The organism is Mycobacterium senriense (assembly GCF_019668465.1).
Taxonomy (GTDB): Bacteria; Actinomycetota; Actinomycetes; order Mycobacteriales; family Mycobacteriaceae; genus Mycobacterium; species Mycobacterium senriense.
This window is the reverse complement of record NZ_AP024828.1, coordinates 207469-231107: the sequence shown is the minus strand read 5'-3', so window position 1 is coordinate 231107 and position 23639 is coordinate 207469. Positions and strand designations below refer to the sequence as shown.

Annotated in this window: 25 protein-coding genes and 1 pseudogene; 4 read left to right on the top strand and 22 right to left on the bottom strand. The window is 67.3% G+C overall.

From position 1 onward, the window contains the following. Position 1 precedes the first annotated feature (1 nt). The 14 genes from MTY59_RS01170 to MTY59_RS01105 all read right to left on the bottom strand — a co-directional run bounded on the left by MTY59_RS01170 (position 2) and on the right by MTY59_RS01105 (position 12040). Positions 2–379: an NADH-quinone oxidoreductase subunit A gene (locus MTY59_RS01170; protein WP_221046193.1), complete on the bottom strand. Its 378-nt coding sequence runs from the start codon at positions 377–379 to the stop codon at positions 2–4. A gap of 370 nt (positions 380–749) precedes the next feature. Next, positions 750–1151 (bottom strand): Rv3143 family two-component system response regulator, encoded by a 402-nt coding sequence (locus MTY59_RS01165; protein ID WP_221044056.1) that lies wholly within the window; start codon positions 1149–1151, stop codon positions 750–752. Between the two features lie 54 nt (positions 1152–1205). Continuing rightward, entirely contained in the window at positions 1206–1742 is a 537-nt protein-coding gene (locus MTY59_RS01160; RefSeq protein WP_221044055.1) for a YceI family protein, read from the bottom strand. A gap of 33 nt (positions 1743–1775) precedes the next feature. Further along, positions 1776–2177 carry a nuclear transport factor 2 family protein gene (locus tag MTY59_RS01155; protein ID WP_221044054.1) on the bottom strand — a complete coding sequence of 134 codons (402 nt, stop codon included), beginning with the start codon at positions 2175–2177 and terminating at the stop codon, positions 1776–1778. A 26-nt stretch (positions 2178–2203) separates the two neighbouring features. Further along, positions 2204–2542, bottom strand: a complete 339-nt coding sequence (locus MTY59_RS01150; protein WP_221044053.1) for a DUF6285 domain-containing protein — start codon at positions 2540–2542, stop codon at positions 2204–2206. After that, positions 2539–3531, bottom strand: coding sequence for a phosphotransferase family protein (locus MTY59_RS01145; RefSeq protein ID WP_221044052.1), 993 nt, complete (start codon positions 3529–3531; stop codon positions 2539–2541). Before MTY59_RS01145 ends, MTY59_RS01150 begins: the two co-directional genes overlap by 4 nt. Further along, positions 3531–4769: an acyl-CoA dehydrogenase family protein gene (locus tag MTY59_RS01140; RefSeq protein WP_221044051.1), complete on the bottom strand. Its 1239-nt coding sequence runs from the start codon at positions 4767–4769 to the stop codon at positions 3531–3533. Before MTY59_RS01140 ends, MTY59_RS01145 begins: the two co-directional genes overlap by 1 nt. Before the next feature lie 8 nt (positions 4770–4777). Then, on the bottom strand, positions 4778–5422 hold the full coding sequence (locus tag MTY59_RS01135) for a TetR/AcrR family transcriptional regulator (RefSeq protein WP_221044050.1): 645 nt from the start codon (positions 5420–5422) through the stop codon (positions 4778–4780). A gap of 14 nt (positions 5423–5436) precedes the next feature. Beyond that, on the bottom strand, positions 5437–6330 hold the full coding sequence (locus MTY59_RS01130; protein ID WP_221044049.1) for a hydroxymethylglutaryl-CoA lyase: 894 nt from the start codon (positions 6328–6330) through the stop codon (positions 5437–5439). Further along, entirely contained in the window at positions 6327–7532 is a 1206-nt protein-coding gene (locus MTY59_RS01125; protein WP_221044048.1) for a CaiB/BaiF CoA transferase family protein, read from the bottom strand. The genes MTY59_RS01130 and MTY59_RS01125 overlap by 4 nt, the downstream gene beginning before the upstream one ends. Further along, a complete protein-coding gene (locus MTY59_RS01120) occupies positions 7529–8731 on the bottom strand; it encodes an alpha/beta hydrolase (RefSeq protein WP_221044047.1) in 1203 nt (400 codons plus the stop codon). Before MTY59_RS01120 ends, MTY59_RS01125 begins: the two co-directional genes overlap by 4 nt. Then, positions 8731–9819, bottom strand: coding sequence for a homogentisate 1,2-dioxygenase (locus MTY59_RS01115; RefSeq protein WP_221044046.1), 1089 nt, complete (start codon positions 9817–9819; stop codon positions 8731–8733). Before MTY59_RS01115 ends, MTY59_RS01120 begins: the two co-directional genes overlap by 1 nt. Before the next feature lie 177 nt (positions 9820–9996). Continuing rightward, positions 9997–10968, bottom strand: a complete 972-nt coding sequence (locus tag MTY59_RS01110) for an NADPH:quinone oxidoreductase family protein (protein WP_221044045.1) — start codon at positions 10966–10968, stop codon at positions 9997–9999. A gap of 73 nt (positions 10969–11041) precedes the next feature. Continuing rightward, entirely contained in the window at positions 11042–12040 is a 999-nt protein-coding gene (locus MTY59_RS01105) for an acrylyl-CoA reductase family protein (protein WP_221044044.1), read from the bottom strand. Positions 12041–12062: 22 nt separating this feature from the next. Between MTY59_RS01105 and MTY59_RS01100 the strand changes: the two genes are divergently transcribed. Then, on the top strand, positions 12063–12920 hold the full coding sequence (locus tag MTY59_RS01100; protein ID WP_221044043.1) for an oxidoreductase: 858 nt from the start codon (positions 12063–12065) through the stop codon (positions 12918–12920). Between the two features lie 82 nt (positions 12921–13002). Here MTY59_RS01100 and MTY59_RS01095 read toward each other — a convergent pair whose 3' ends face one another. From MTY59_RS01095 to MTY59_RS01085, 3 genes are all read right to left on the bottom strand, one after another. Beyond that, on the bottom strand, positions 13003–14208 hold the full coding sequence (locus MTY59_RS01095; RefSeq protein WP_221044042.1) for an acyl-CoA dehydrogenase family protein: 1206 nt from the start codon (positions 14206–14208) through the stop codon (positions 13003–13005). Positions 14209–14240: 32 nt separating this feature from the next. Continuing rightward, a complete protein-coding gene (locus MTY59_RS01090) occupies positions 14241–15644 on the bottom strand; it encodes an acyl-CoA dehydrogenase family protein (protein ID WP_221044041.1) in 1404 nt (467 codons plus the stop codon). Between the two features lie 86 nt (positions 15645–15730). Beyond that, positions 15731–16522 (bottom strand): inositol monophosphatase family protein, encoded by a 792-nt coding sequence (locus MTY59_RS01085; RefSeq protein WP_221044040.1) that lies wholly within the window; start codon positions 16520–16522, stop codon positions 15731–15733. Between the two features lie 33 nt (positions 16523–16555). Between MTY59_RS01085 and MTY59_RS01080 the strand changes: the two genes are divergently transcribed. Further along, positions 16556–16921, top strand: coding sequence for a hypothetical protein (locus tag MTY59_RS01080; RefSeq protein ID WP_221044039.1), 366 nt, complete (start codon positions 16556–16558; stop codon positions 16919–16921). Positions 16922–16928: 7 nt separating this feature from the next. On the opposite strand, the gene MTY59_RS01075 is transcribed toward MTY59_RS01080, so the two are convergent. The 3 genes and pseudogenes from MTY59_RS01075 to MTY59_RS01065 all read right to left on the bottom strand — a co-directional run. Then, positions 16929–18029 carry a PPE family protein gene (locus tag MTY59_RS01075; RefSeq protein ID WP_221044038.1) on the bottom strand — a complete coding sequence of 367 codons (1101 nt, stop codon included), beginning with the start codon at positions 18027–18029 and terminating at the stop codon, positions 16929–16931. A gap of 92 nt (positions 18030–18121) precedes the next feature. Further along, positions 18122–19288: a PPE family protein gene (locus tag MTY59_RS01070; protein ID WP_221044037.1), complete on the bottom strand. Its 1167-nt coding sequence runs from the start codon at positions 19286–19288 to the stop codon at positions 18122–18124. A gap of 434 nt (positions 19289–19722) precedes the next feature. Then, positions 19723–20088 (bottom strand): annotated as a pseudogene (locus MTY59_RS01065) (SPFH domain-containing protein); the annotation flags it as partial. Positions 20089–20216: 128 nt separating this feature from the next. Between MTY59_RS01065 and MTY59_RS01060 the strand changes: the two are divergent. Next, the gene (locus MTY59_RS01060) at positions 20217–21014 is read left to right on the top strand and encodes a universal stress protein (RefSeq protein WP_221044036.1); all 798 of its coding nucleotides are present in this window, start codon (positions 20217–20219) and stop codon (positions 21012–21014) included. A 204-nt stretch (positions 21015–21218) separates the two neighbouring features. After that, a complete protein-coding gene (locus MTY59_RS01055; protein WP_221044035.1) occupies positions 21219–21692 on the top strand; it encodes a group III truncated hemoglobin in 474 nt (157 codons plus the stop codon). Here MTY59_RS01055 and MTY59_RS01050 read toward each other — a convergent pair. Both MTY59_RS01050 and MTY59_RS01045 read right to left on the bottom strand, forming a co-directional pair. Continuing rightward, positions 21634–22065, bottom strand: coding sequence for a pyridoxamine 5'-phosphate oxidase family protein (locus tag MTY59_RS01050; protein ID WP_221044034.1), 432 nt, complete (start codon positions 22063–22065; stop codon positions 21634–21636). The genes MTY59_RS01055 and MTY59_RS01050 overlap by 59 nt on opposite strands. 63 nt (positions 22066–22128) lie before the next feature. Continuing rightward, the gene (locus MTY59_RS01045; RefSeq protein WP_221044033.1) at positions 22129–23490 is read right to left on the bottom strand and encodes an FAD-dependent oxidoreductase; all 1362 of its coding nucleotides are present in this window, start codon (positions 23488–23490) and stop codon (positions 22129–22131) included. Positions 23491–23639 lie beyond the last annotated feature (149 nt).

Sequence of the window (23639 nt, the reverse complement as noted above, 5' to 3'; positions counted from 1 at the left end):
CTCAATCCCACGTCAGGCCGCCGCGGCGCCACACATAGGCGTAGGCCACGAAAACCGTCAGCATGAAAATCACCATTTCGACCAGAGCGAACGTGCCCAGCGCGTCATAGCTGACCGCCCAGGGGTAAAGGAACACGATTTCGATGTCGAAAACGATGAACAGCATCGCGGTGAGGTAGTACTTCACCGGAAAGCGCTGCCCGGCTGTCGCATGCGGGCCGCTCACCGATGTCTCGGTGGGTTCGATTCCGCACTCGTAGGCCGACATCTTCGACTTGTTGAAACGTGACGGTCCGGCCAGGCTCGCGATCGCCACCGAGCCGACGGCAAAGGCGGCGGCAATGGCACCTAGCACCAGGATGGGTATGTAGACGTTCAACTCGCTCCATGATCCGTCGTACGAGCCGCCTGCAGCGGCCAGGCGGTAGCCGGGCTGCTGTGACGAACCGGGTCGCAAGCCCGTCACAGTGATTTACAACATAGCGTCGCGGCGAGCGGCGCGCTTGCCCGGGGTAGGCGTTTTGCAGTATCGGCGGTGCCATGCCGCGCTGTGCTGCGCAAACTCGATAGCCGGTGCAACCAACGCTCACCGCCGGACGGGATCTGCGCACCATCCGCTGGATGAGCACCAGCAAAGGCGGGGCGGCACCGATCGCTGCGGCACCAAAGATCAGGGGCGTCGCCAGCGCGGATGGCCCGCCGTCAGCAACGTCGCGATCAGCCGCGGCACAGGCGCGGCGTGGAATGAATCAGCGAACCGGGGCCCTCAGCAGGCTGAGCACCGTACGGCCCAGCAGGATGGGGTCGATGGGATGCGGCACCGCGCCCTCGGCGCGCGACCAGGAGGCCAACCACGCATCGTCGGGCCGCCCGGTCAGCACGACCAGAGGTGGGCAGGTCTCGAGTTCGTCTTTGAGCTGCTTTGCGATTCCCATGCCGCCGGTCGGGGCGGCCTCGCCATCCAGGATGGCCAAGTCGATGCCGCCCTTGTCCATCGTCGCCACCACCATGGGCCCGGTCGCCACCTCGACGTAGCTCAATTCGGGCAGATCGGGATGCAGCTGCTTGCCCAGCGCCCGCATCACCCGTTCGCGGGTTTGGACATTGCTGCTGTAGACGAGGATCCGCAGGGCGATGGTGGAGTCGGGCACGGTGCAGATGCTACTGGTGTCGCACCCGGTTCAGCGGGGTGCCCGCAGAAATCATTACTGCGATACCCGCACGAAGATGGCATCGGCCGCGACCGTTGCCGACGAGCTCATCATGCCGAGCCGGTTCCAGCCCAGGTCGAAACGCTCCCGATCGAGCTTGGTTTCACCGGTGATTCGGATCGAGCCGTCGTCGAGCTCGGAGATCGTGACGGGCAGCGGCACCTCCGCGGTGACGCCCTTGATGGTGAATGTGGTCCGCAGGTCGGCGGCCTTGCCTTTGGTCGGCTGCACCGCCGTGACAACGACGCTGATCTCCGCGAAGCGGTCGACGTCGAAGAAGTCGGCCGAGCGCAGGTGTTTGTCGCGACGGCCGATGCCGGTGTCCAGCGAGGCGGCCCGGATGTCCACGCGGCCGAAAACCGCTCCCTTGCCGGTCAGTTGGCCGTCGCCGCCGAAGTCGGTGAAGCGGCCCTTGACGTTCAGCAGGCCCCACATGTTCCTGATCTTGAAAGTGATGGCCGAGCGATCCTGGGCCAGGTTCCACACGCCGGCCATGTCGGGATCGTGAAGCAGTGTCTCCAAAGTCGTCATCGTCACCCCCAATGTGTCGTGGCGAATCTAGCGCTAGTTCATCAGCGGCGCGATCCCGGCGGGGTCGAAATATTCGTCGATCCGTTCGATCAGGCCGCCCGTGCCCACCCGGATCACGATGCAGACCCGCAGCGAGATCGACTGCCCGGCATGCCCGGTGGCGTGCAAGATGTGCTGCTGAACGAAGCCCCGGGCGGAGCCGTCATCGAAGAGCTGCCGGTCCAGGATTTCGTAGCGCCGCTGCGTCGTCGCGCCGATGAACCAGTCGATGACCCGCATCGCGCGGGCCTTGTCGTCGTCGCGCCGCGAGCCGACCCGCCACACCGCGATGTCGTTACTCCACATCGCGTCAACAGCGGCGACGTCGCTTCGCTCGATCGCGGTGAACAGCCTGTTGGCCGCATCGAGGACCGTTTCGGTGCTGGAAGCGGGCATGTTTTGGCTCCTAACAGATCGCCGGGCTATTCGCTGTCGTATCCGGGGTGGGCGACGGCCAATCGGCGCCGTACCAGGGTGCGCAGGCAGGCGGTGACCTGGTCGGCGCGCCCGTCCAGCTCGCCGGCCCGGATCGCCGCGGCCAGCTGTTCCTCATCGGCGAAACCCAGGCCGGCCAGCGCGGTGCGGGATTCCGCCTCGCTCTCGTCGAGCAGTTCACGCTCGACGATGCGCAGCGCATTGGCGGCGACCCGGGCGTGGAAGTTGACCTGTCCGTCGGTCGCACCGCGCACGTCGCTTTCCAGGAATTCGGCCACCGCTGCCACCAGTTCGGCGGCCAGCGGGCGGCCGTATGCGCCGATCATGGCCGCGCCTCGATCAGGTTGAGCAGGTCCCACTCGGTCTCGCAGACGCGACGTCCGATGGTGGCCAACTCGACCGAGCGGTGTTGCCCGCTCAGGTGCCGTTCGACCTGGAAGCGGCAGATGACACCCCAGCGCAAGGTGGCCAGCACCAGCCACCAGTGAAACGCCACCCGGTCGACGGTAGTCGCGCTGGCCTGCTCGTAGGCGCGCAGGAAGCTTTCGATGCTGCCCAGGCCGCCGGCGCCGAGGCTGGCCGGGGCGCCGAATCGCCAGGCCCGGATGCAGAACCACGCCAGGTCTTCATAGGCCTGCCCGACGTGCACCAGCTCCCAGTCCAGCACCGCGGCGAGGTTGGATCCGTCGACGATGAGGTTGCCCATCCGAAAGTCGCCGTGCACCAACACCGCCGGCGACGGCTGCGGGCGGTGGGCGGCCAGCCAGCGAAACCCCCATTCGAATGTCGCGGTGGTGTCGCCCATGTCGTCGAGGCGCTGGCGCCATTCGGCGAGCTGGTCCTCGTGGGTCAGGTCCGGAATGTCGGTGTCGGCGCGGTGAATCGCGGCCACCGCCTGCGCGCACTGCTGCAGCAATCGGGTGCGGGCCGCATGTCCGTCGGCGCCGTCGAGCTGACGCTGGATGCGCCGCGCGATGGTCTCGCCCTGGATCTCGTCACAGATCAAATACGGGTTGCCCAGTGCGGCAGGGGAATTGTCGGCGATCAAGACGTGGGGGACCGGCGCCCCGGCGGCCGCCGCGGCCGCCTGCGTCCTGGCTTCCAGCTCCATGCCGGCGTGCACATCGTCGGGTGGGCCGGTGCGCAAGATCAGCGCACGGCGCTGCGCGTTGATGATGGCCTCGAAAGCCCAGGTGGTTCTGCTGGCGCCGCCAGTGAGCGCGCGCAGATTCTCGACCGCGGTGTCGGCGCCGACGGCCGCCGTGAGCACCGCGGCAAGTTTGGTGCCCAGTTCCCCCGACTCGTCGCCGGCCATCACTTGTTGCCGAATTTGAACAGCCGCTGGGCCACCCGGCGAATCTGGATCTCCTCCGCGCCCTCGGTGATCCGGTAGCGACGGTGATGGCGGTAGATGTGTTCGAACTGCTCGTGCCGGCTGTAACCGAGGCCGCCGTAGACCTGCATGGCGCGGTCGGCGGCGTCGCAGACCAGCCGGTTGGCGCGGTAGTTCGCCATCGACACCTTGTCGGAGACCTCCATGTGGTGGTCGCGGTCCAGATGCCAGGCGGCGTAGGCCACCAGCAGCCGCACCATCTGCGCTTCGGTCGCCAGCTCGGCCAGCGGCCACTGCACGGCCTGGTTCACCGACAGCGGCTTGCCGAACACTTTGCGGCCGGCCGCGTACTCGGCGGCGCGGTCGATACAGTACTGCGCCGCGCCAAGGCTGCTCGCCGCCTGCCGAATCCGGTTCTCGTGCAGGAAGGTTTGAGCAACTTCCAGGCCGCGGTCCACCTCGCCGAGCACCGCTTCGGTGGGAATCCGAACATCGGTCAACTCGACTTCGCCGTGGTCGGTCGGCATGTTGAAGGTCCACCAGTAGTAGGGGACGTTGAAGCCGGGCGAATCGGTGGGCACCAGGAACGCGGTGATGCCGACCGCGGCCCCCGGCTCGCCGGAGGTGCGCGCGAAGACCAGGTCGTGGGTCGCGCGGTGCACGCCGGTGTTGAACCGCTTGGAGCCGTTGATCACCCAGCTGTCGCCGTCGCGTTCGGCGTGCGTCTCCAGCCACGTGGCGTCCGATCCGTGTTGCGGCTCGGTCAGGCCGAACGCCATGGACCGCTCCCCGGTGATCAGCGCCTCCGACCATTCCTTTCGTTGCTCGTCGGTGCCGAACCGCTCCATCATGATCACCTGCGGGAAGTTCCCGACGATCGACGATTCGTTCTGCAGGTCGTTGTGCAGGCCAAGGCCCTTGTGCGCCAAATGTTCCCGGATGACGGCCATGTCGACGTTGCTGCCGTCACGGCCGCCCAGTGCGGCCGGCAGTCCGTAGCGCAGCCAGCCGGCCTTGTCGGCTCGCCGGCGCATCTCGAAGAGCAGTTCCTCCCATTCGCGCGTCGGGATCCCGTCGTTGTCCCAATCGGTGCGTGCATGCTCACGGCGCTGGTCGAAGTACTGCATGTTCTCGCGTTCCAGCGGCTTGATCTCGGTCTCGATGAACTCGTCCATCTCGGCGAGCAGGCCCGGAAGGTGCTCTGGCAGAGTGAAATCCACGTCTTCTCCTAAGATCCCGTGAGGCCGCCGTACAGGGTTTTCTTCCAGACCGTCGACAAGGTCGCGATGGCGTCTTCGTCGCTGATGTTCAGGCCGAGGCCCGCCGGCCCGGATGGTCCGACGAACACGGTAGTGAAGTTCTCGAACAGCAACGCGATGGCCGCCGCGGTGTGCTCGGGGTGCAGCTCGGCGCCGTAGCCCTGTTCCTGGGCCCGGCGCACCGATGCCGCCACGAGATCCATTCCGAACCGCCGGAATTCGTTCTGCACGGCCGCGAAGCGCTGCTGAGTGGCGGCCAGCTGGGCCACGGCGATCATGATGCCGATGTTCTGCTTGAACATGTTCCAGTAGCCGGTGACCACCGAGGTGAAGAAGGCATCGTCGTCGGGAGACTCCGGCAGGTGGACACTCAATCCCGACGGCGCCACCACCTCGTGCAGGAACGATTCCGCGAGTGCGGCCAGCAGGTCTTCCTTATCGGTGAAATACCGGTAGAACACGGCAGCCGATTTCCCGGCGGCCGAGGTGATCTCGGCCAGGGTGGTGCCGTGAAAACCCCGTTCGGCGAAGAGCTTCCGGGCGGCCTGCTCGATGGCCTGCCTGGTCTGGCGGCCTTTGGCGGTCAGCTCTCGGTTCGCCTCCGGGGCAGACATCAGTTCCCCCGCACTTAATGTCTCCGTCGGTCGCCGGCGCGCAACAGGGCGCTCGGCAGGTCGTGACCCACCAACGACTTCGCCACGCCGGCCGCGGCGATGGCGGCCTGCAGGTCGACGTCCACGTCGATGCCGCTGTCGGCCAGCAGGTATACGAGATCCTCGGTGGCGATGTTGCCGGTGGCACCCGGCGCGAAGGGGCAGCCCCCCAGTCCGCCGACCGAGGCGTCCAGTCGGGTCACCCCGGAGCTGACCGCGGCGTAGGCACTGGCCAGGCCCGAGCCGCGGGTGTTGTGGAAATGCCCGCCCAGCGGCAGGTCGCCGATCACCGGACGCAGTTGCGCGATCAGCGAACTCACCCGGCCCGGGGTGGTGGTGCCGATGGTGTCGGCGATCGACAGGCGGTCGGCGCCGCGGTCGCGGGCGGCCGCGGCGATCTCGAGCACCCGGTGGGGCGGGGTGGGACCTTCGAACGGGGAGTCCCAGGCGGTGGCGATGACGACTTCGACGGTGACGTCGCCGTCGTGCGCGATGGCGACGATCTCGTCGATCTGGCTGGTGGCTTCGGTGCTGGTGCGCCCGACGTTGGCCGTGCTGAAGGTGTCGTCGGCGGCCACCACGTATTCGATGGAGCGCAGCCCCGCGGCGACGGCCCGCTTCGCGCCGTTGGGACTGGCCACCAGGGCCGAGAATTCGATGTCGGGATAGTCATGCAGATGGGCGGCCAGCTCGGCGGCATCGGCCATCGACGGCACCTTGGTCGGGGAGACGAACGCGGTGACCTCTACTTCGCGAACCCCGGTGGCCGCCACCGCGGCCAGCAGTTCAAGCTTGGCCGACAACGGAATCGGGGTTTCGATCTGCAGGCCGTCGCGCAGGGCCACTTCTCGAATCTCAACGTGTGTCACAGCACCTCCTCGGCGCGCAGCTGATCGAGCTCCTCGGCCGTCTTGCCCAGCAGCCCGATGAAGATGTCGTCGTTGTGCTGGCCCGGGCGCGCGGGGCCGGCGTTGCGGACTTGCCCCGGCGATTCCGAGAGCATCGGCACGATGCCCGGGCCCAAGACGTTGCGCCGCACGCGCTCGTCGTAGTGCTCGACCAGCATGCCGCGCGCCCGCAGCTGCGGGTCGTTGACCACTTCGGCGACGGTGTTGATCGGCCCCGCGATCACCCCTGCGGCGGAGAGGGTTTCGATGATCTCACCGGGCTGGCGTTCCGCGGCCCACGCGCCGATGATGTTGTCGAGTTCGTCTTGATTGCGGCCCCGCGCGACGTGCGTGGCGAACCGGTCGTCGGTGGCCAGCTCCGGGCGGCCCATCGCCTTGCACAGCCGGGCGAAGACGGTGTCCTGATTGGCGGCGATCACCACCCACGAGCCGTCGGCGCTGCGGTAGATGTTGGACGGGGCGATGCCTTCGAGCCGGGTGCCCGACGGTCCGCGCACCACGCCGGCGACGTCGTAGTCGGGGATGGTGGATTCCTGTACGGCAAGGCATGATTCGGTCAGGGCGACGTCGACCACCTGGCCGCGTCCGGTGACGCTGCGCCGGTACAGCGCGGCCAGCGCACCCTGGGCGCCGAACATGCCGGCCAGGCTGTCGCCGAGCGAGAGTGCCAGCCGGGGCGGCGGACCGCCCGGAAACCCGTTGAGGTGGCGCAGCCCGCTGGCCGCTTCGGCGACCGAGGCGTAGCCGGCCTTGGTGGCGTCCGGTCCGGTCTGCCCGTAGCCGGACACCCGGACCAGGATGATGCCTGGATTGCGTTCGCTGAGCACGTCGTAACCCAGGTTCCACTTTTCCAGGGTGCCCGGACGGAAGTTCTCCACCACGATGTCGGACTTCTCGACGAGCTCGCAGAACAGTTCGCGCCCACGGGGGTGGCGCAGGTCGAGGGTGATCGCCTTCTTGTTGCGCGCGTGCACCGTCCAGAAGACGTGCTGCCCGTCGAGCTCGGCCTGACCCCAGGTGCGCAGCGGGTCCGGGGTCTTGGGAAGTTCCACCTTGATGACGTCGGCGCCCATGTCGCCGAGCAGCCGGCCGGCGAAGGGCCCGGCGATCAGGGTGCCCAGTTCGAGCACCCGAACGCCGTCCAGCGCGCCGGTCACCGTCATTCGGCGCTCGCGAAATCGTGCCCCACCAGCCAGTCGGTGACGATAGTGACGGCGGCCCGCAGCGCGTCGCGCTGGTCGGGGCCCGCGTAATAGTGTGTGGCGCCGGGGATTTCGTGCATCTCCTTGTCCTCGTGTCCGATCGCCTGGAACAGCCGGCGGGTGTGGCTGGGTGTGCAGGCGTCATCCGCCAGGTTACCGATCACCAGCGCGGGGATCGCGATGTCCGGGCCGCAGGCCACCGCGTCGCCGCGGGCGTCGTCGTAGCTCCACTGCGAAAGCCAGCCGCGCAGGGTGGAGAACCGGGCCAGCCCGACCGGGCTCATGTTCACCACCTGAGGATCCCCCAGGTAGCAGGTGCCGGGGACGCGTTCGTTGGGATCGACGGCCGGGTCCAGCCAGCGCGGGTCGGCCATGGTGCCGTGCACGACGAAACCGAACTCGTCGTCGGGCCGGCCGGCGGCCGCCAGCTCGGCCAGCTTGTCCCTGACCCATGCGGTGATGCGCCGGTTGCGGTCGATCTGTGCCTGCCGGTAGCGGTCCAGGAATTCTTGGCTGTAGGGCGGCTGATTGGGGTTGTCGGGGTTGTACAGGTCCAGCTCGGGGTCGCGCTTGGTGGGGTCGGATTCGTCGAGGATCGACGCGTCCAGCCATTCGGTCAGCGTGCCGTGCCGGCTGATGTGCGCGGCCAGCAGCATGATGCCGTCGGCCGTGGGCAGGTCGAGTTTGGTCAGGTCGGGACCGTCACCCGTCGGGCTGGACGTGATGGTGGGATTCTGCGCCTGCTGCTGGTAGAACACCGACAGCGAACCGCCGCCACTCCATCCGGCCAGTACCACCTTCTGGTAGCCCAGCCGCTTCTTGGCGTCCTTGATGCACTCGCCGAGATCCTCGACGACCTTCTCCATCAGCAGCGCAGAGTCGGTGCCGCGGAAGCGGCTGTTGCAGTAGATGACGTGATGGCCGGCCCGCGCCAGCGCGTTGATCATCGGCAGGTAGGCGCCGCCGCCGATGGGATGCATGAACACCAGCACGGTGTCGGACGGCTTGTCCGTCGGCTTGAGCAGGTAGCTTTCCAGCACGGTGATCTCGGCCAGCCCGCCGTAGACGTCTCGTACCCCGGAATTGTTCTGGAAGGCAACGAGATAGGGGATTCGCTCGTATTCGTGCTTCTTGGGTTTCACGGCTTGTGCTTGGGTCATCAATGTTGTCCTAGGTCGTGGGCCAGTACCTCCGCCGACGGGGTGAGCCGCCGGCGCGTGTCGATGGCGATTACCTGCCAGTCGACGCGGGAGTAGTCGTCGAACTTGCGGCGCGCCCGTTCGCGTGCCTTCTCCGGTGCGCCGTGGTGAACCCCTTGCGGCGCATGGGAAATCAAACCGGGTGGCATCGGGATGCCGTACAGCGAGCCGCCGTGGAAGAAGGCGATCTCGTCGTAGTCGACGTTGCGGTGATACCACGGTGTGCGTTCGGTGCCCGGGATGCCCTCGGCGGGCTTGGGCAGGAAGTTCATCACGTAGACGCCGGTGGCCTGCATGAACAGGTGCACCGTCGGCGGCAGGTGGACGCTGTCGGAGGTGACCACGTTGTAGTCGGCGATGTTGAACGTGAACGCGAAGTTGTCGCCGCGCCAGCCCTCGACGTCGAGCGGATTGTGTTGGTAGAACAGCGTTGTCGGGCCGCCCTCGTGGATGAGCCGAACCTCGAATTCGCCGTCGGCCTCCTCGGCCGGCGCCGGCTCGGGGATGACGACCTGCGACGGATCGAAGGGGAAGTGGCGGCCCAGTGCGCCGGGCGGCGGCACCCGAAACTCGTCGGTGGCCTCGATCATCAGCATCGTCGTCGCGCTGTCGGGCAGCTGGCGCCAGGTGCATGCCTTCGGGATGTACAGCCAGTCGCCCTCCCGGTAGCGCAGCGGCCCGAATTCGGTCTCGGCCAGGCCGCTGCCCTGGTGGACGAAGCACAGCAGGTCGCCGTCGACGTGGCGGACGAAGAACGGCATCGGCTCGTGACGACGGCTCAACAGGATTCGGCAGTCGTCGTTGCGGAACATCAGCAGTGGTCCACCGTCCGCTGCGGTGGCGTCGCTGGGCTTGAGCTCGCTGGACAGCACATCGATGGGCCGCAGCGGGCCGACCGATCGGTAGGCGGTGGGGTCGTTGCGCCGGTACAGGTTGGCGGTGCGGCCGGTGAATCCGCCCCGGCCCAACTCGTCGTCCTTGAGGCCTTCGAGGTCGGCGTGCAGGCGGCGCGGTGTTCGGCCTTTTCGCAGGTGCACAGAGGATTCCATGGACGGCTCCTCCGGTGGGGACCAGCTGGGTGGCGATCAAGGTCTACAAAACTGAAAGTGACATTACTTTCTCTTTTGGCACCGCACAAGGGTCGCCGACGAGCGGTCGCACGAGGATCACCGCGGCTACGAGGCGGGCAGTCAAACCACTGTGGCAGCTGGGGCCGCGTGCAGCGCCTAACCGCGGACGCGCAGTACGACCTTCCCCTTGGCGCTGCGATTCTCCAGGGAGGCGACGGCGGCCCCGGCTTCTTCCAACGGATAGGTCACCGGCTCGGGCGGGGCCAGCTCCCCGGAGGTGAGCAATCGCTCCAGTCCGGCCCACTGCTCGTCCAGCGCGCCCGGATGCGTCCCCGCCCAGGCGCCCCAACCCACGCCGACCACGTCAATGTTGTTGAGCAGCAACCGGTTTACCTTGACGGTGGGGATCTCGCCGCCGGTGAACCCGACGACCAGCAGCCGCCCGCCGGGAGTAAGCGAGCGCAGGGAATCGGTGAATCGGTCGCCGCCGACCGGGTCGACGACGACGTCGACGCCACGGCCGTGGGTCAATTCCTGCACCGCGTCCTTGAAACCGTCGGCCAGCACCACATCCGTCGCGCCGGCCGCCGTCGCGATGTCGGCCTTGTCCTGGGTGCTGACCACGGCGATGGTCCGGGAGGCGCCCAGCGCCGGCGCCAGCCGCAGCGCCGAGGTCCCGATGCCTCCGGCCGCGCCGTGCACCAGAACCGTCTCGCCGCGCTGCAGCCGACCTCGAACGGTCAGCGCGAAGTACACCGTCAGGTCGTTGAAGAGCAGGCCGGCGCCCGCCTCGAAGCTCACGTTGTCGGGCAGCTTGAACACCCGGTCCGGGGCCAGCACCGCGACCTCGGCCATGCCGCCGGACAGCATCGTAAGGCCAACCACCCGGTCGCCGGCGCGCACGTTCGCGCCCTCGGGTGCGGATCGGACCACGCCGGCGATCTCGGCGCCGAGCACGAACGGCAACTCGGGCCGGTATTGGTAGAGACCCCGGGTGAGTAGGGCGTCCGGGAAGGCGACCCCGGCCGCGTGCACGTCGACGACGACCCCGTCGCCCGACGGTTCGTCGATGTCGGTCAACTCGACCGCGTCCGGACCATCGAGCCGAGTCACCTGTACCGCGCGCATGCCACCTCCGTCGTCACCGCCATCGCCGCTGCCACAATGCGCCCGAGCAGCGCGTGGTCAGCCTACTGCCGCCTCAAAATCCACCCGCGACCCGCACCACGGCCCGCCCGGAGAATTTGCCGGCGCGCACCTGATCGATCACGCCGACGACGTCTTTCACGTCGACCTCGCTAATCAGCGAGTCCAGCTGACGTGGCCGCAACGAATTGCCGAGCCGGGCCCACAATTCGCGGCGCGGTCCGATCGGCATCAGCACCGAATCCATACCCAGCAACGCGACGCCGCGCAGGATGAAGGGCAGCACCGTGGTGTGCAGGGCCGGGCCGCCGGTGAGGCCGCTGGCCGCCACCGCGCCGCCGTAATCGACGGTGCTGAGCACGTCGGCCAGCGTCGCACCGCCGACACAGTCCACCCCACCCGCCCAGCGCGCCTTGCCGAGCGGCCGTGGCTTGGCGTCGGGGTCGGCGGGCAACCGGCCGATAACCTCCGCGGCGCCAAGGGCTTTCAGCCGGCCAACGGCTTCGGCCTTGCCGCTCGAGGCGACGACCTGATACCCGGCGCCCGCCAGCAGGTCCACACTGACCGAGCCGACGCCGCCGCTGGCTCCGGTGACGACGATGGGACCGGCGTCGGGCGTGATGCCCCAGTCGATCAGCGCCCGCACACTCATCGCGGCGGTGAAGCCCGCCGTTCCGATCGCGGCGCCCTCGCGCGGGCTCAACGCACCGAGCGCCACCACCTGGTCGGCCGGCACGCGTGCGTACTCGGCGTAGCCGCCGTGGTGACCGGTGCCGATTGCATACCCGTGGGCCAGTACCTGGTCGCCGACGGCGAAGTCGGCCGACGTCGACTCGACGACCTCACCGGTCAGGTCGATGCCCGGGACCACCGGGTAGTCGCGCACCACGCCGCCACCCGGCGTCAGTGCCAGCGAGTCTTTGTAGTTGACGCTGGAATACAGGACCCGGATGGTCACATCGCCGGGCGGCAGGTCGGAGTGGTTCAGCGTCTCGACCGACGCGGTTATCCGGTCACCATCTTGGCGCGCGACGAGCGCCTGAAACGTGTCCATCCTTCGACGCTAACCTCACCGTATGGATCGCTTTCCACTCGGTGGGTTCTCGGTCAACCGGATCGGCTTCGGGGCCATGCAGTTGCCCGGGCCCAATGCGTTCGGTCCGCCGCGCGACCGCGACGAGGCGCTGGCCGTGCTGCGCCGCGCGGTCGAACTCGGCGTCGACCACATCGACACCGCGCAGTTTTACGGACCCGACGTCGCCAACGAACTGATTCATGCCGCGCTTCATCCCTATCCGCAGAACCTGGCGCTGGTCAGCAAGGTCGGCGGCCGCCGCGACGACAAGGGCGCCTGGGTGCCGGCCGGTGCGCCGGCCGAATTGAGCCACGACATCGAAACGAACCTGCGTAGCCTCGGCGTCGAGCGACTGGCGGTGGTCAACCTGCGGGTGTTCGAAAGCGACGGCCCGGACCAGGAGTTCGATGACCAGCTCTCGGCCATGATCGAGGCCCGCGACCGGGGATTGATCGGCGGAGTCGGGCTGAGCAACGTCAACCGCGATCACCTGTTGCATGCCGTGGAGCGCACCGAGATCGCTTGTGTGCAAAACGCATTCAATCTGGTGCAGCGGGAGTCGACTCCGGTACTCGAGGAATGCATGGCGCGGGGGATTGCCTTCGTCCCGTTCTTCCCGCTCGGCGCGGCCTTCATGCGGCCCAACCCGGTGCTCAGCGACCCGGTGGTCCAGGAGATCGCGCAGCGTCTGGGTCGCACACCGGCCCAGGTCGCGTTGGCGTGGACGCTCGGCGTGGCGCCCAACGTGCTACTGATCCCCGGCACCTCGTCGCTGAGCCACCTGGAAGAGAACGTGGACGTCGCGTCCATCCGACTGGACGACGAAGACCGCGAGCGGCTGAACGCGGTCGCCGGCTAAGTTTCGCCGAACGTGCACTCAGTGCGAAAAATCCGCCCAAATCTCGCAGTGGTTGCACGTTCGGCGCAGAGCCGCCGCCGAATTACTTGAGCTCGGAGGAGGACAGGCCCAGCAGGCGGCGAGCTACCACCAGCTGCTGAATTTGTTGCGTGCCTTCGAAGATGTCCAGGATCTTCGAGTCGCGCGCCCACTTCTCCAGCAGCAACTGCTCGGAATAGCCTGCGGTGCCTGCCAATTCGACGGTCTTGAGCGTGACGTCGGTGGCCATCCGGCCGGCCTTGGCCTTACTCATCGAGGCTTCTTTGGAGTTGGGGATCTTGTTGTCGGCCTGCCATGCCGCGCGCAGCGACAGCAGATAGGCGGCCTCCCAGTCGGCTTCCATCCGCAAGAACTCCGATGCCGCCGCGCTCTGGACGTGCGAGGGCTTGTCGTAGGAGATCTCCACGCCGGCCTCGGTGAGGATCTTGCGAATCTCCTCCAGCGCGGCGCGGCCGACACCGACCGCCATGGCCGCGACGATGGGCCGGGTGTTGTCGAAGGTCTCCATCACTCCCGAGAAGCCCTTGCCCACCTCGATTTCGGGGTTGCCGAGCAGGTTTTCCTTCGGGATGCGGGCGTTGTCGAACCGGATGACCGCGGTGTCGGAACCCTTGATGCCGAGCTTGTGCTCCAGCCGTTCGACCGTGACACCGGGGTGCTCGCGCGGCACAACGAACGACTTGATCGCCGCGCGGCCCTGTGTCTTGTCGAGCGTCGCCCACACCACGATGTGGGTGGCGCGCGATCCGGCGGTGACGAAGATCTTCTCGCCGTTGATCACGTACTCGTCGCCGTCCAGGGTGGCGGTCGTCGACACGGCCGCCGAGTCCGATCCGAAGCCGGGCTCGGTGATGGCCATCGCCGCCCACACCTTGCCCAGGCGTTGCAGCTGCTCCTCATTGGCGACGGCGGAGATGGCCGCGTTCCCGAGCCCCTGATAGGGGACGGACAGCATCATCGCCAGGTCGCCCCAGCTGGCTTCCAGGGTCTGCAGCAACGCGGCCATGTTGGCGCCGTTGTGGTTCTTGTCCCGTTCTTCGTCCTCGCCGCCCAGCGCGTTCGCTCCAGCGAATTCGATTGACTCCGAGGCCCCTTCGAAGAGACTGAAGAGCGTGTCCAGCTCGACCGGGTAGGCGTGCTCCTTGAGGTCGTACTTGCGGGCGATCGGTCGCATCAACTCGGCGGCGCCCTGATGCGTCTTCGTCGTCACCGCTTGCATCTTGCGGGGAAGTTCCAGATTGATTGCCATGATTGAACTTTCAGTTCGAGTTGGATAACGACTTAGATGACCACGACACCCTCGGCGACGCCGATGGCCCGCAGGTCGCGGTACCAGCGTTCGACCGGGTGCTCTTTGGTGTAGCCGTGGCCGCCGAGCAGTTGAACGCCGTCCAGGCCGATCTGCATGCCCTTGTCGGCGCCGAGCCGCTTGGCCAGGGCCGCCTCGCGGACGAACGGCAGGCCTTGCTCGGCCCGCGCGGCGCCGCGCCAGGTGATCAGCCGCAGCCCGTCCAATTCGATGGCGATGTTCGCGCACATGAAGGCCACCGCCTGCCGGTGAGCGATCGGCTCACCGAAGGCCTCGCGCTCCTTCACGTACGGAACGACGTAGTCGAGGACCGCGTGGGAGGTGCCGACCGTCAGCGCCGCCCAGCCGAGCCGGGCCAGCGCGATCGCCTCGGAGTAATCCTCGTCGGTCGCCTCGTCCTCACCGAGCCGTGCGTTCGGCGGCACCGTCACCCCGGACAGTTCCAGGTGGCCCAGGGCCGCCGCGCGAATCCCCATGCTCGGATCCGCCTTGACGGTAAGGCCTTTGGACGAAGACTCGACGATGAACAACGCCGGCTTGCCGTCCAGCTGCGCGCCGACGATGAACAGCTCCGCGTCGGCGGCGGCCGGGACCAACGACTTCACCCCGTCGAGGCGGTACCCGCTCGGGGTGCGCACAGCGGTGGTCTTCAGCCGGGTGGGATCGAAGAGCGGCTGCGGCTCGGCGATCGCCACGCACGCTTGGGGCACGTTCTCAGCGGCGAACTCGGGCAGGTAGGTGGCCTGCTGGTCGGCGCTGCCCCAGTGGGTCAGCGCGGAGGCCACGCCCCCGGGAGCCAGCAGCGGCAACGCCAGACCCATGTCGCCGTAGGCCAGCGCCTCGGCGACCAGCACGTTGGTCACGCTGGACCGGTGCGCGGCGATGCCGTCGAAGTCCTCGGGGATGTTGATCGCGGTGATGCCGAGCTCGGCGGCCTTGCTGATCAGTTCGTGCGGGTAGGTCGCCGCCTCGTCGGCGTCGTGCGCGGCGGGGCGCAGCACCTCCGCGGCGAACTCGTCGAGAGTCTCGACGATCATCTTCTGCTCGTCGTCGGGCGTCAGGTCGAAGTAGTCCTTGCCGCTGGACTTGAGCCGGGTGGGCCCGCCGCGCAGGTTCTGGATCCGCTTGAACTCCCGAGAAGAAGTGGCGGCGGTGGAGAAGACGGTCTTCGTGCCATAGCGCAGGGCGCGGTTGAGCGGGTCGCGCAACCGGTACTTGTCCAGGAACTCCTGCCCGACGAGCGGGGTGATCAGCGCGATCGCGATGTCGACGCCGGTGCGCTTGTGCGGTTGCAGCCCGACTGCGGACTTGTGGTCACGCCGTTTGACGCGTGAGGGGGCGGATTTTGAAGTCTCTTTGGAACCGGAACCGGTCATTTTTCAGCAGCCTCAGGTCGATGGGCAATGCGGATACCGCCGATCTTACTCCGGAGTAAGATCGGAGAGAACACTTGTTAACTAATTCACACCGGCGGGGCCGAGAGGCTGCCCAGCACCTGTTGTTGTAGCAGGCCGTTGGTGGCCACGGCGCTGCCGTGATGTGGTCCCGCGGTGCCGTCCAACGCGGTCAGCGTCCCGCCCGCTTCGCGCACCAGGACGTCGAGCGCGGCGAGGTCCCACACCGACACTTCCGGTTCCGCGGCGATATCGACCGCCCCTTCCGCGAGCAGGCAGTAGGACAGAAAGTCGCCGAAGGCGCGCACCCGCCACACCGCGTCGGTCAGCGCGATGAATCGGTCCCGCACACCGAGTTGCGCCCACCCGGACAGGCTGGAGAACGAAAGACTCGCCGAATTCAGTTGGGCCACTAAGGAAACCGAGAGCCGACGCGCGGGCGCACCGTTGACCGTGACGAAGGCACCCTGGGCGTGCGCGGCCCACCACCGGCGCTGCAACGCCGGGGCGCTGACGACACCGACGACGGGGATACCGTCTTGCAGCAGCGCGATCAAGGTGGCCCACACCGGCACCCCGCGTACGAAGTTCTTGGTGCCGTCGATCGGGTCGATGATCCATTGACGTCCGCTGAACGTGGTGTCGCCGCCGAACTCTTCGCCGACGATGCTGTCGTCCGCCCGTTCGCGCCCGAGCACCTCGCGCAGCTCGGTTTCCACCGCGCGATCGGCGTCGGTCACCGGCGTCAGGTCGGGTTTGGTGTCGACGCGCAGGTCCAGCGCGCCGAAGCGGGCGGACGTCAACGTGTCTGCGCGGTCGGCCAGCGAGAGCGCCAGCGCCAGATCGCCGGTGCGATTCATGACGCAGTCTTATCACGGACCTACCATGGCCTCGTGTGGGAATTCGGGCTGCTGCTCCTGCTGGTGGCGATATTGGGGGTATTTCTCGTCCAGCGGTTTGTCCCGCGCGGCCCCCGAGGTGAGCTGCTGAGCGGCACGCTGCTGGTGACGGGGATAAGCCCCCGGCCCAACGCCACCGGCGAGCAGTTCGTGACCATCGCCGGCGTGATCAACGGGCCCACCGTCAACGAGTACGCGGTGTATCAGCGCATGGCGGTGGACGTGAATCAATGGCCGACCATCGGCCAGCTTTTCCCGGTGGTCTATTCGCCGAAGAATCCGGACAACTGGAGGTTCGCTCCCGCGGTACCGCCGACGCCGCCCGCGCCACCCGAGTCGCCGCAGCCCCCCACGGGCTGAGTCTGCGTCAACCGGCCGCGGGTGGACGCGTCATCACTGTGATCCGCCTGCCGTAGCGCGGGACCACGAGCGCCGCCCGCCTGACCGTCCCGCGCGGGATCCCGGGGATGCCGGGCGTCCCGGATCCGGCCCGGGCGGCCGCGTCGCCGGCCGTCAGGTCGGACAAGCCACCGCCCGGCAATGCCGCGACTTGGTTACCGGTCGCGCCGGCCCAGCCGGCAGGCACCGACATCGGTCCGATCCGTTCGGCACGCGCAAGCACCGCGTTGACGTTGCCCAGTCCCGACGTCGCACCGCTGAGCGCGGGGGCCTTGGGCAGCGCGGCTGGGAGCGCGCCCAGGTTCGGCAAAATCCCTAAGTTCTTGTCGGCCTGGATGATTCCGGAAGTAGTCCCCTCGGCGGTGAAAATGGATCTGAAGGTGGTCTGGGCGCCCTGGATGGTGTCAAGGATTCGGAAGAGTTCCGACGACGAATTGGAAGTCGAGGAGTTCACCACCACGCCCGATCCCGAGTCCGTGCCCGAGTTCGAGGCGTTGGCGGTAGCTTGGACGACGGCGTCCTGCTGCGCCGTCGTCCCCTGGGTGGTGGTGGTCTGGCGGGGGGAGGCGAACGGCGAGAACTGTACTGCCGCGGCAGAACTGGCGGAATAGCCGTACATCGCCGCGGCGTCCTGAGCCCAATATTCGGCGTACTGGGCTTCGGTGGCCGCGATGGCCGCGGTGTTCTGACCGAAGAAATTCGTTGGCACCAGCGTGGCCAGCTGAGTGCGGTTGGCCGCGACCGCGGGCGGGGGCACGGTCATGGCGTGCGCCAGCTCGTAGGCCGCGGCGGCCGTCCGTGCCTGCACGGCCGTCTGCTGCGCATGCTCGGCGGTCGAGTACAGCCACGCCACATAGGGCGCCGCGCTCGCGGCCATCGCCTGGGCTGCGGGCCCGTGCCAGAACAAACCGGTCAGGCCGGACAGCACGGACTCGTACACGGCGGCGGTGATGCTCAGCTCGGCCGAGAGCGCGTCCCAGCTTCCCGCGGCAGCCAGCAGCGAGCCCGATCCGGGGCCCGCGTACATCCGGCCGGAGTTCACCTCTGGTGGAAGAAAGCCGAATTCCATTGTCTTACAGCTTTAAAAGCTGCGTGAAGCGAAACTGCTTACGGCGAAAGGTTGGTCCTATGACCGACAGCAGTTGGGTTAGTGGGGGCACGTCACCCGGCGGCCGGCGGGCGTGGCATCACGGTGAGTCGCACGCCGTAGCGTGGCGGGACCCCCGCGCCGGCCGACCGCGCGGCACCGCCACCCGGCATGCCGGGATACCCGGGATACCCGGACGCCATCGGCTCCTCGGTCCCGGGAATCGTGGTGAAGCCCGCGGGTTCCAGCGGCGAGATGTGGGTGCTCGTGGGTGCGGCCCAGCTTGCGGGGACCGACATCGGCCCGATCGTGCCGGCATGCGAGAGGGTCGCGGTGACGTTGCCCAGGCCCCCACCGAGGCCCGCCGTGGCGCCGCGGAGTGCGGGCGCCGCGATCGCGGGAGCGAGATTGGCCGCGGCCGCCCCGGGCTTGGCGAGGATTCCCAAATTGTTTTCCGCCCCGATGATGCCGGACACGAACTGCTCCATGTTGTAGGGAGCGCTGAAGCCGAGGCCCGTCCCCTGAATCGCGTCGAGCACCCGGAAGGCGCTGTTGCCCGAGGTCGATGCGTCAAGGTAGGTGATGTCGCCCGTGGTGATTCCCGATCCGGTCGGATCGGTGGTTAGCGGTGAAAACGTCTGCGCGGCAACCTTGGTCGCGCCGGCGTTGGTGTTGGCAGTGGCCACGGCCGCGTTCTGGGCGCTCACGCCGGATTCGTCGGTGGATTTGTTCGCGGCGGCGAACCGGGGCAACTGCGTCGTCGCCGCCGTCGACGACGCCGAGTAGCCGGCCATGGCGGCGGTGTTCTGAGCCCAAAAGTCGGAGTACTGCGCCTCGGTGTCAGCGATGGCAGCGGTGTTCTGCCCCACGATGTTCGTCGCCACGAGCGATGCCAGCAGCGCGCGGTTGGCGGCGATCACCGGCGGCGGCACGGTCATCGCGTACGCCTGCTCGTAGGCCGCGGCGGCCGTCCGCGCCTGCATGGCCGTCTGCTTCGTCTGCTCGGCGGTTGCTTGCAGCCAGCCCATGTAGCGGGCGGCCGAATACGCCATCGACTCGGCGGCCGGCCCGGCCCATTGCAGGCCCAGGCCCGCGAGAACCGATTCGTAGGACTCGGCGGTGGAGGCCAGTTCGGCGGACAGCGCGTCCCAGCTTCCGGCGGCGGCCAACAGGGAGGCCAATCCGGGGCCGGCGTACATCCGGGCCGAATTGATTTCGGGTGGAAAAAAAGCCCAATCCATCTGTGATACATCCCCTCAAGTGCGATTTTCGGGCAAACGTCATGGCGCCGGCGCTCGCCGCGTCGGCATGTTCTCAAGAAATGGCCGCTCCCGGATTCGCTTTGCGGGTCGGCAAAGCTCACCCCGCGTCAGGTGGGAGCGCAGCCCGACGCGATCGCGCCACCGCCGACCAGCGGTCAGCGTGGCGCGTTTACTAAGTTGGCGGACCGTGCGCGCAGGGCATTACAAAGACCTTCGGGTTTCGGGCCACTCAAACGTCGCAGGTGCGGCTGATGCCTGCGGGGTTTTGCCTATTTCCCGGCGCCGACCAGGCAGAATTCAGCAGGTGTTCACCTTGTGTTCATCGTCTGTTCACCTACGATCGGGCTAGATTTACACCTGTTGAACAACGAAAGTACTTGAAGTGCTTGATATCTGGTGGTGTGCGCTGGTGGTCACCCGCGATGGTTCAAGTTGTCGACCACACCCGGCAGCGCCTCGGGGTGCCGCAGGAACGGCGTGATGATGTCGACCGGCAACGGGAAGACGATGGTCGAGTTCTGATCCGCCCCCAACTCCAACAACGTCTGCAGATAACGCAGCTACAGCGACGCCGGACTCTTCGAGAGGGTCTCGGCGGCTTCGCGCAGTTCCTCCGACGCCTGCAGCTCGCCGCGCGCGTTGATGACCTTTGCGCGGCGTTCGCGCTCGGCATCGGCCTCGCGGGCCATCGCCCGTTGCATCGACTCGGGAATTTCGACGTCCTTGATCTCCACGACGCGCACCTGAACACTCCAGGGCTCGGTCTGCTTCTCGATGAGCGGACCATAGGGTCCAATGGCATTTATTTGGGGACCAATGCCTCTGGGGGAGTGGGGTTTACGGGTCATAAAGTCTTAACTGAACGGTGCAATGAACACTTTTCTACCGCGCAATAAAGGAAGTCGCGATGAGCAACGTGTATTCAGCTCCCGCAATTGTGGTGGGTGTCGACGGATCCAGGGCGGCGATACATGCGGCCGTGTGGGCGATCGATGAGGCGGTCAGCCGCGACATTCCGCTGCGGTTGGTGTATGTCATCGATCCGCACGACTCATCGGGCACGCGCAGCGGTGGCACCCGGCTCGCCGTCGCCCGTGCCGCGTTGAGCGACGCCCACCGGGCCGTCGACGCCGTGGGCGGACCGGTCAAGATCGAAACCGAAATTCTCTGGGGCAGGACGGTTTCCAAACTGCTTGAGGCGTCGAGGTCTGCGGTCATGCTCTGCATCGGGCGGATCGGGCTCAACCATGCCTGCCACGGCGGACCCGCCGTCGCTGCCTCTTTGGTCCGCTCGGCGGTGTGTCCGGTCGCCGTAATCCAGCAGTCGGCGAGCCGTCCGACGGCGCCCCGGGTCAGCGGCGTGGTCGCCGAAGTGGACAACGGCACCGTGCTGCGGCACGCATTCGACGAAGCAAGGCTGCGCCGAGCGACGCTGCGGGCGGTGTCGGTATCGAGAGATGCGGAAGTTCGCGGCGGAACTCTTGGAAAAGGCTCGGCGCAAGGGCAATTGGATCGCAGGCTGGCGCGGTGGATGCGGCTGTATCCTGACGTGCGGGCCGAGCCGGCGATCGTGACCGGCGGCGTGGACCGGTACCTGCGCGCCCACGCCGATGCGGGCCAGCTGCTGGTCACCGACTCCTATCGGGCCGAGCCCCTGTGCCACGAGGGTCACTCCGTGCTCGCGATACGTTGCGGCAACCTGTAACTCGGGCAGCACAGGCACCGTGATCTGAAACATACTGCTCTGCAATAGCGTTCATCGAAGTCAGGCCCCGGCGTAGACCGGAATTGTCTCCCGTATGTGCCGTTTTTGAACGGTGTCAAGGGACCGAATGGCCCTGTTGCGAGACCGCACCCTCGGGCAAGATGGTGTTACTTTGAGTTGCAGATATATCGAAGGGTTGCTGACATGAGCCAGCTGACGACGGCCGAGGCGGCTGCCGACCTGATCGACCGCGCCGACGTGGAGGCGTTGCTGCGCCGTTTCTACGGGCGGGCGTTGGACGACGAGGTCCTGGCCGAACCGTTCGCCGAGTTGCGGGCCACGGGCTTGGAGACCCACGTTCCGACGATGTGCGACTTCTGGGAGACGGTACTGTTCCGCGCGGGTCTTTATCGCGGCAGTGCGTTGCAGGCGCACCGCGAAATCCACCGGCGTGCCCCGCTGTCGGATCATCACTTCCGCCGCTGGCTCACCTTGTGGCACAACACCGTTGACGAGATGTATCGCGGACCGGCGGCCGACCGGGCGAAAGTTCAGGCCGGCCGGATCGCGTGGGCCATGCACCGGCGACTGACCGGCGCCGACGCACCCGAGTTGCTCGTCACGCAACCGGCTCGTGACGGTCAGGCTCCGGACCGAACCGGAAATGACGGCCGGTGATCTCGGTCGGCGTTATACGCACGTAGTGCGGTTTGAGCGTTGCCGTCCACGGCAACAACTGCGCGCGTTCGGCCCGCTGAATGTCCGCGTCTGCCTTCAGCAGTCGCGCGCGACCGCGCACGATCACGCTCCACCCTTCGATGAGGTTGTGGTCGTCGACCTCGAAGACCACCGCGTGATCGGCCACGGCAGAGAACAGTTTGGTGCCCTCGGCGGTGCGGAACAGCACGGTGCGGTCCTGCAGGACGAAGTTGACCGGAAAGATCTCGGCCTCACCGGCGAAGTTGGTGACCAGGCGGCCCAGCGCGACACTGCCCAACAGATTCCAGTTCTCGTCCTCGGAAAGCACGGTTACCGGTTGGTCGCTACCCACGCCGCCAACGCTAAGGAGAATTGCGGGCGTTGAGTAGAGCCCTTCGTACTCGCCGTAGCGGGCTCAGCCGTGGCTGACCCGGAGCAACTTCGCCAAACTCGGCAGCTTGACGCGGGGCCGTCCGTGCGGTTCACCGGCCGCGCGCTCATGGGCGTCGATGAGGTCCCAGTGCGCCGAGGTGACCAGCTTGGGCTGGCGCGACGCCAGCCAGTCGGCCAGCTTTTCGGCGTGGTCTTCGGGGAAATCCGCCAGGCCGTCGGCGCCGGACAAATCGGCGAGCAGCGTGTCGACGGTGTCCTGGGAGTCCTTCTTATTGGTGCCGATGACACCGGTCGGCCCGCGCTTGATCCACCCGACCACGTATTCATTGCGGCTTCCCTCGACCCGGCCGCCGCTGTTGGGGATCGTCGCGGTCTTCTCGTCGAACGGCAGCCCCGGGGTGGGCACACCGCGATAACCGACCGAGCGCACCACCAGCTGAACCGGCAGCTCCTCGCGCTCGCCGGTGTCTTTGGCGGAAACCCAGCCGTTGTCGTCGGTGACCAGCTCGTTGCGGCCCAGCACGATCGCTTCGACCCGGTCTTTGCCCTTGATCTCGATCGGCGAGGTCATGAAGCGCAGCACGATGCGGCGGTGTCCGGGTCGCGGGTCTCGTTTGGCGTAGTCGCGCAGCACGTTGATGTTCTGTTTCGCCGTCTTGCCGGCCGCGGCCGCTTCCTCGTCGCTCACGCCCTCCAGCTGGGCGGGGTCGACGATCACGTCGACGTTTTCCAGGTCCTTCAGCTCACGCAGCTCGAGGGTGGTGAACGCGGTCTGCAACGGCCCGCGCCGCCCGATAACCACCACCTCGTCGACGCCGCAGGGGCGCAGCGACTCCAGCGCGTGGTCGGCGATGTCGGTTTGTCCCAGCACGTCGGGGTCGGTGACCAGAATGCGCGCGACGTCGAGCGCGACGTTGCCGTTGCCGACGACGACGGCCCGGGCGCCGGAGAGATCGGGCGTGGACTCCTCGAAGTTCGGGTGCGCGTTGTACCAGCCCACGAAGTCCACGGCGGCGATGCTGCCGGGCAGGTTCTCGCCGGGAATGTTCAGCGCGCGGTCCGATTGCGCCCCGACCGCGTAGACGACGGCGTCGTAGCGCTCCGCGAGCTCGTCGGCCTGCACATGTTCGCCGACCGAGATGTTGCCGAAGAAGCGGAAGCGCGGATCCTGGGACGTGTTCTCGAACTGCTTGCTGATCGACTTGATCTTCGGGTGATCGGGCGCGACGCCGGAGCGCACCAGACCCCACGGGGTGGGCAGCATCTCCAGCATGTCGACGGCAATGTCGATCTCTTCGGACCCGTCGGCCGCCTTTAGCAAGGAGGACGCGGCGAAGAAGCCCGACGGTCCGGAGCCAACGATTGCAACGTGGTAAGGGCGCATTCTCGACCTTCTATTCGTGCCCGGATGCGCGCAGGGGGCTGTCGCGCGCAAGGCGGGGCGCACATGATCGTGACTCGATGCTAAACGCATGACCGCTGGTCGTGACCTGGACACTCGCTGCGAGCGGAAGCTGCCCGGAGGGCCCCGGT